The 7583-nt window shown below is 71.7% G+C and carries 4 protein-coding genes; 3 read left to right on the forward strand and 1 reads right to left on the reverse strand.

Annotated features, from left to right (window positions below; translation table 11 throughout):
* The 3 genes from G6045_RS37790 to G6045_RS37800 form a co-directional block, all read left to right on the forward strand.
* A partial coding sequence (locus G6045_RS37790) for a MinD/ParA family ATP-binding protein (RefSeq protein ID WP_206344710.1) occupies positions 1-943 on the forward strand: 943 nt, incomplete at its 5' end.
* Positions 944-987: 44 nt separating this feature from the next.
* The gene (gene eccCb / locus G6045_RS37795; protein ID WP_165336766.1) at positions 988-4971 is read left to right on the forward strand and encodes a type VII secretion protein EccCb; all 3984 of its coding nucleotides are present in this window, start codon (positions 988-990) and stop codon (positions 4969-4971) included.
* Positions 4972-4982: 11 nt separating this feature from the next.
* Positions 4983-6371 carry a DUF6177 family protein gene (locus tag G6045_RS37800; protein ID WP_165336767.1) on the forward strand — a complete coding sequence of 463 codons (1389 nt, stop codon included), beginning with the start codon at positions 4983-4985 and terminating at the stop codon, positions 6369-6371.
* 121 nt (positions 6372-6492) lie between these two features.
* Here the strand turns inward: G6045_RS37800 and G6045_RS37805 are convergent.
* Positions 6493-7583, reverse strand: a 1091-nt coding sequence (locus G6045_RS37805; RefSeq protein ID WP_165336768.1) for an acyltransferase family protein, incomplete at its 5' end; no start/stop codon positions are given.

Below are 7583 nucleotides of genomic sequence, written 5' to 3' on the forward strand. Positions count from 1 at the left end.
GTATACCCGCGGCCCCGCCCACACCCCCGACTCCCGCCAGGTGCTCGACCGCGACCTCGCCGCCGCCCGCCGCAAGCCCCGGCACGGCGAACCCTTCGCGACCCGCGCGCTGCGGGCCGTCCGCAGGACCGTCTCGTCGAGCGCCGCGCGTGAGGTGGCCGAGGCGTCGAGGCTCGGCGAACTGCTCCAGGCCCCGGTCACCACCGGCCGCCAGATCGCCGTCACCTCGATCCGCGGCGGCGCCGGCAAGTCCACGGTCTCCGCGCTGCTCGGCACCACGTACGCGCACTACCGCCACGACCCGGTCCTGCTCGTCGAGGCCGACCCCGCGCTCGGCACCCTGCCGCTGCGCGTCGGCGCCGAGGCGCTGCGCTGGACCACCGGTGACCTCGCCTCGATCGTCGTCCCGCAGATGTCCCTGCTCGACGTCACCGGTTACCTGGTCCAGCTCCCCGGCAACGCCTGGCTGCTGCCCGGCAGCCAGGGCCAGATCGGCGCGATGCTCGACCTCAAGGCGTACGAGAAGGTCATGGTCTCGCTGCGCCGCTACTTCGGGATCACGGTCGTCGACTGCGAGACGCTGCCCGCCGAGGTCGCCCGTACCGCGCTGTCCGCGGCCCAGGCCCGGATCCTGGTCGCGCCCGCGACGCTCGAAGGCGTCACGTCCACGTACTCCGTACTGCAGTGGATGCAGAGCCTGCCGCGGCACATGATCGAGGGCACCGTCGTGGTGCTCACCGAGATGGTGCCGCACAGCGGGCTCGACCTCGCGAAGGCCACCGAGAAGCTGAAGTCGACCGGGGTGGGCGTCCAACTCCTGCCGTACGACCGGCACTTGGCGTCCGGCGGCGCGATCCGCACCGAACTGCTCGCCCAGCCGACCCGGACCGCCGCGACCCGCCTCGCCGCCGAGGTGTTCCAGCTGTCGCAGAAGCGCCGCTGAGCCGTCGTACGAAGAGAAGCTGACGAGAAGCCGATGAGCAGCCGATGAGCACCCGACTGATCCACCGCCCGGCCCGCACCACCCGGCCGACGGCCGCGTCCGAGGCCCGTGTCATCGAGGCGCCGCCGAACCTGCCCGACGGCAAGGGCGGCAACATCGCGACCTCGCTGCTTCCGGTCGCGGGCGTCATGTCGTCGGTCGTGATGATGACGGTCCTGCGCAGCAACGGCGCGTTCGCGGCGATCGGCGCGCTGATCCTGATCGTCACCATCATCGGTTCGGTGGTGCTCGTCTTCTCCCAGAAGGGCAAGGCCCAGCGCACCCGCCGCACCCAGCGCGAGGCGTACCTCGAATACCTGGAGGAACTGCGCGAGGAGCTGTCGGGGGAGGAGAAGCAGCGCCGCGAACGCGCCGGCGTCCTCAACCCACCGCCCTCCGCGCTCTACGACATCGTGCGCGATCCGGCCCGGCTGTGGGAGCGCCGCCGCACGGACGGCGACTTCCTGCGGGTACGGGTCGGCACCGGCGAGATGCCCGTACGGGATCTGAAGATTCAGCAGCAGGGCTCCTCGGTGCTCACCCCGCCCGACAAGTTCATGCTCAACGAGGCGTCCGCCCTGATGGACCGCTTCCGCACCGGCACCGAGCTCCCGCTCACCGTCCCGCTCGACCGCGTCGGCAACATCAGCGTCGTCGGCCCCCGCGAGGACACCCTGCGCGTGGCCCGCGCCCTGCTCGTGCAGGCCGCCGCGACCCACGCCCCCGACGATGTGGCGATGGCGCTCGCGGTGCCGGGGGAGCGGCTCGGCGACTGGGAGTGGGCGAAGTGGCTGCCGCATCTGCTCGACAGCGAGCAGTTCGACGGACCGGTCGCGGCCCGCCGTATCGCACCGTCGCCGTCCCAGCTGGCCCGCCGGATCGGCCACGAACTGCGCCGCCGCGCCTCGTACGCGGCCGAGGTGCGCCGCGGACTCTCCGACAAGGACGCCCTGTCCATGAGCTCCCGGCTGCTCGTCGTCAGCGACGGCTACGGCGAGGACGCGGCCGAACTCCCGCGCCCCGACGACGCGGTGGGCCTGCGCGACATGGGCGTCTCCGTGCTGCATCTGCTTGCCGAGCGGGTCCAGGAGCCCGGCCAGGTCTCGGTCCGTATCACCGTCGACGGCGACCGCGTCGTCATCGAGGACCTGCGCGAGGCCGAGCCGATCAGCGCCCACGGCACCGTCGACGAGGTCACCGTGCCGGGCGCCGAAGGCATCGCACGGATGCTGGCGCCGCTCAGGCTCTCTGCCGAGTCCATGGCGGACGCCCCGCTCTCCGGTCCCGTCGACTTCGCCGAACTGCTCGGCATCGACGACGTGGCCCGCCTCGACCTCGAAAAGCTCTGGGCGCCGCGCGGCGAACGCTCCTTCCTGCGCGTCCCGATCGGCATCAGCGACTCCCACGAGCCGGTCCTGCTCGACCTCAAGGAGTCCTCCGAACTCGGCATGGGCCCGCACGGCCTGTGCGTCGGCGCGACCGGCTCCGGCAAGTCCGAGCTCCTTCGTACGCTCGTCCTCGCGCTCGTCGCCACGCATCCGCCCGAGGACCTCTCGCTCGTCCTCGTGGACTACAAGGGCGGCGCGACCTTCGCGCCGTTCGCGTCCCTGCCGCACGTCGCGGGCGTGATCACCAACCTGGAGAACCAGGCGGGCCTCGTCGAGCGCGTGCACGCCTCGCTCGCCGGTGAGGTCAAGCGCCGCCAGCAGGTACTGAAGGACGCGGGCAACGTCGCCGACATCGGCGACTACGCGGCCCTGCGCGCCACCAAGCGGCCCGACCTCGACCCGCTGCCGCACCTGTTCGTCGTCATCGACGAGTTCGGTGAACTCCTCACCGCCAAGCCCGACTTCATCGACCTCTTCCTCTCCATCGGCCGGATCGGCCGCTCCATCGGCGTCCATCTGCTGCTCTCGTCGCAGCGCATCGAGGGCGGCAAGCTCAAGGGTCTCGACACCTACCTCTCGTACCGCCTGGGTCTGCGCACCTTCTCGCCGGACGAGTCCCGTACGGTCCTCGACACCACCGACGCCTTCCACCTCCCGCCGCTGCCCGGCTTCGGCTACCTCAAGGTCGACATGTCGGTGTACGAACGGTTCAAGGCCTCGTACGTCTCCGGCGCCTACCGGGGTCCCGTGGCCCGCGACGAGGAGGACAGCGGCCCGCTCGCCCTCGAGTACGAGGCGTACAACACCCTCGCCGAGGCGGACTCCACCGGGCCCGCCGAGCCGCAGATGCGCCGCCGCGAGACCGGGCCGACCGAACTCGGCGTCCTCGTCTCGCAGTTGGAGAACGCGCCCACCGATCCCGTACGCCAGATCTGGCTGCCCCCGCTCCCGGAAGCCGTCGCCCTCGACAAGGTGGCGGGCCCCGTGGACGTCGGTGCGCGCGGTATGCAGCTGCGCGGCCGGCGCGGACCGCTCCAGATCCCGCTCGGCATCCTCGACGACCCCGCCAAGCAGTGGCAGGGCCAGTGGGTCCTGGACCTCACCGTCGCGGGCGGCCACGCGGCCGTCATCGGCGGACCGCAGTCCGGCAAGACCACGCTGCTCCGCTCGCTCGCCCTGTCCCTGGCGCTCACCCACACCCCGCAGGAAGTCGGCATCTACGGCCTCGACCTGGTGGGCGGCGGACTCCAGGCCCTGTCCGGTCTGCCGCACGTCGGCGGGATCGCGGGCCGCGCCGACCGTGAGCGGGCCGCCCGTACGGTCGACGAGGTGCGCACGATGCTGGAACAGCGCGAGGAGCTGTTCCGCGCGCACGGCATCGACTCCGTGGAGCAGCTGCGCGACCTGCGCGCGGCCGGCCGGATCCCCGAACTCGCCTCCACCGAGATCGTGTTGCTCATCGACGGCTTCGGCGCCCTGCGCGACGACTTCGAGAACCTCGACGACGCGGTGACCGATCTGTTGAAGCGCGGCGGCGGCTACGGCATCCACATCGTCGCCGGCATGCTCCGCTGGAACGACGTCCGTATCGCCACGCAGACCACCTTCGGCACCCGCGTCGAGCTGCGCCTCAACGACCCCACCGAGTCCAGCATCGACCGCAAGCTCGCCGAGACCCTCTCGCCGGACGAGCCCGGCCGCGTCCTCACCGACGCCAAACTCTTCGCGCAGGTCGCGCTGCCCCGTACGGACTCGCTGTCCGATACCGCTGAGCTCGGCGCCGTCCTCGAGCGCACCGCCCGCACCGTACGCGCCACTTGGACGGGTGAAGTCGCCCAGCCGGTACGGGTGTTGCCCCACGTACTCGACAAGGAACTGCTCCCGGGCCCGTCCGCCGAGCCCAGGCGCGTCCCGATCGCGCTCGACCAGTCCGCGCTCAAGCCGGTCCTGCTCGACCTCTTCCGGCACGACCAGCACTTGATCGTGATGGGCGACAGCGAGTGCGGCAAGACCAATCTCCTGCGCGTGATCGCCGAAGGCCTGATGGAGCGCTACACCGAGGACGAGCTGGTCTTCGCCGTGTACGACCCGCGGCGCGGGCTGCGCGGCGCGATCCCCGAGGAGTACCGGGGTGGTTACGCCTACAACGCCAAGCTCGCCACCGGGCTCTCGAACGGCATCGCCACCGAGCTGGAGAAGCGCCTGCCCGACGAGACCCAGGACACCGAGGACCTCGAGCCCGGCAGCTGGGGCTCGGGCCCGCGGATCGTCGTCCTCGTCGACGACTACGACGTGCTGACCACCGCGGGCCAGCAGCCGCTCTCGCCGTTCCTGCCGTACATCCCCTCGGCCGCCGACATAGGCCTGCACTTCGTCCTGACCCGCCGCGTCGCCGGTGCCTCGCGCGGCCTGTACGAGCCGATGGTGCAGGGGCTGCGCGAGTCGGGCTCGTCCGCGCTCGTCATGACCGGCGACCGCAGCGAGGGACAGCTGTTCCCCGGCGTATACGCGTCCCAACAGCCGTCCGGGCGCGGGGTGTTCGTGCGCAGGGGTGAGCCGTCGCGGCTGATCCAGACGGTCCACGCAGGCAGCGACAGGTAGAGAGACGAGTCATGACCAAGGACGTCATCGCCCTCACCGAGCAGATGCCCGACCCGCTGAGCGTCCTCGCGGGTCTGCTCGCCGGCGGCCCCGACCAGCTGGTGCGGGCCGCCGACGACGGCGCCGTGGTGCAGCTCTGCGACGAGCAGGGCAGGCCCCTGGTCTCCGTGGAGGCGCCGCTGCTCGTCCAGGTACCGGGCGAGGCGACCCGGCTGCTCGGGGTGCGCGAGCCCGCCGTGCCGTACTGGTGGACCGAGGCCCGCGCCACCACGGGGGTCGCCGAGGCCGAACAGCTCGCGGGCGCCTATGTCTCCCGTATCGCCTCCCTCGTCGGCGGGGCGGTCTGGCCGCCCGAGGCCGTGCGTCCGCTCGATGTCGTCAAGTCCGAGGGCGTGCAGGTGACTTCGGACGCCGCCGGGGGAGCGGTCGACGTCCTCACCGACAAGGCGGCCGTCGTCATCCAGGACCGGCCCGTCGTCCCCATGACGGCCTGGCTGTCCACCGCGGTGAGCGCGGCCGCGGCCGCCGGGATCGGCCTGCAGATCGTCACCCCGCCCGGCGCCCGCCTCACCCCGGCCGTCCGCGCCGCGCTCGACGGCTGGCCCTCGCGCTGGGTCGTCCGCGACGAGGCCTGCGGCTACTACGACGGGCTCTCCGGAGCGGTGCTCGCCTGGCAGGGCGGCCTGTTCCAGCCCGTGCCCGGCGAGGACGGCGCGACGCCCGTGCCCGAGGTCTTCAAGGACGTCACCGACACCGGTGAGCGCCAGCTCACGCTGCAGTTCCGCACCGTCCACCCCGCCGACGACCGCCTCGTGCTCGGCGGCGCGCTCGAAGCCGTCTGCCAGGCGCTGCGCGGCGGGCCGCCGGCCGGCTGGGGCACCGCCGAACCCGTCAACCTCCCCTGGTCGCTACGGCAGTTGACCGACCTCGCCCATGAGCGCGCGCCCGAGCCCACGCTCCTGTACGCGGTCGGCGACGCGTTCTTCGCCACGATGCGGGTCAGCCGCACCAAGGCGGGCGTCGAGGAGGACATCACGGTCATCGTGGGATACGGGGCCGACGAGCAGCCCCCGCTCGACCGGCTGCCCGCGATCGCGGAGACCCTGGCCACCCGGCACCACCTGCAGTCCCTGCTCGTCCAGATCCGCAAGGCCCGCCGCGACCTCGCCGTACCGCCGTACTTCGAGGCCCCCGCCGTACCCGCCGGCTTCGCGCTCGGCGCCGACGAGGTGCGCGCGCTGCCCGGCGACCGGGCCCGCCGCACCCCCCTCGCCACGGCCCCCGTCGAGCTCGGCCCGGCGACCCGGCCCGCGCTGTACTACCCGCTGCCGGGCGACCCCTCGGACCTCGCGGGCTGGACGGACTTCGAGAAGCTGATGCGGCACCTGAAAGGGGCGTGACGCCTCCACGGCATACGGGCCGTGACACCTCCACGGCATACGGGAAGGGCGCCCACGACGGATCGTGGGCGCCCTTCCCGTATGTACGCGGCTACTTACTTGGCCCCATGTACGCGGCTACTTACTTGGCCCCGGACTTGGTCCGCTCCCGCGCCAGCTCGGCCGCATCCCGCTTGAAGGCCCACTTCATGTCGGGCTCCATGGCGAAGCGGAACATGCGCTGCACCGGCGGCGTGCACAGCAGGGTGACGACCACGGCCGCGACCACGGTCACGAAGATCTCGCCGAGCGGCTTGTGCAGCCAGGCCGGCTCGTACCAGCCCCAGAAGCTCGAACCCTTGGTGAGGAACCCGTGCAGCAGGTAGCCGTAGAGGGTGCCCGCGCCGAGCACGGTGAACCACATGTGGCGCCGGGGCACCCAGGCCAGGAAGCAGGCCACCAGAACCATCGAGCAGGCGAAGAGCGCGAAGGTCATCACGATGCCCGCCCACCACGGGGCGCCGAGCTCCTGGGCGCTGTCGCGGTGGTAGAACCACGACGACGTCATCCGCGGAGCGGCCCAGTAGGCGAAGAGCAGCGCCAGGCCGAAGATCGGCACGGACAGGATGCGCACCTCGCGGCGGCGCACCAGCTGGAAGTGCTCGGGCTTGAGCGACAGACCGATCACGAAGAACGGCAGGAACTGCAGGACCCGCTGCAGATCCAGGTCGTCACCGATGTCGGGCGAGATCGAGGCGAGCGCGCCGATGGCGAGCGCGACCGGGATCGGCCAGCGGATCGCCTTCCACAGCGGGGTGGTCAGCCGCCAGACGAAGAGCGCGACGAGGAACCAGGTCAGGTACCAGGGGTCGAGCAGGCTGATCGGATGCGACGGGTCGTCGTCCGCCCAGCGCTTGAAGAGGCTGTAGGCGACCTCGAAGACCACGAACGGTACGAGCACACCGGTCACGAGCCGGCGCAGCCGGTCGGGACGCATGTCGAAGCTGCGCGAGAAGTAGCCGGAGATCATGATGAAGGCCGGCATGTGGAAGCTGTAGACGACCATGTACAGCGCCTCGGCCGTCCGGCTTCCGTCCGTCAGGGGCTCCCAGGAGTGCCCCATGGCGACCAGGACGATCGCGAGGTACTTCGCGTTGTCGAAGAACGCGTCGCGCTGTTTGCCGGACGGCGCAGGCCGGTCGCTCTCCTTGTTCTCGGTGCGCGGGTTGTTCT

This window comes from Streptomyces mesophilus, from assembly GCF_011044995.1.
Taxonomy (GTDB): domain Bacteria; phylum Actinomycetota; class Actinomycetes; order Streptomycetales; family Streptomycetaceae; genus Streptomyces; species Streptomyces mesophilus.

Bases quoted from the DNA above. Each gene is read 5' to 3' on its own strand.
- eccCb (WP_165336766.1), top strand. From the start codon at position 988: ATGAGCACCCGACTGATCCACCGCCCGGCCCGCACCACCCGGCCGACG.
- G6045_RS37800 (WP_165336767.1), top strand. From the start codon at position 4,983: ATGACCAAGGACGTCATCGCCCTCACCGAGCAGATGCCCGACCCGCTG.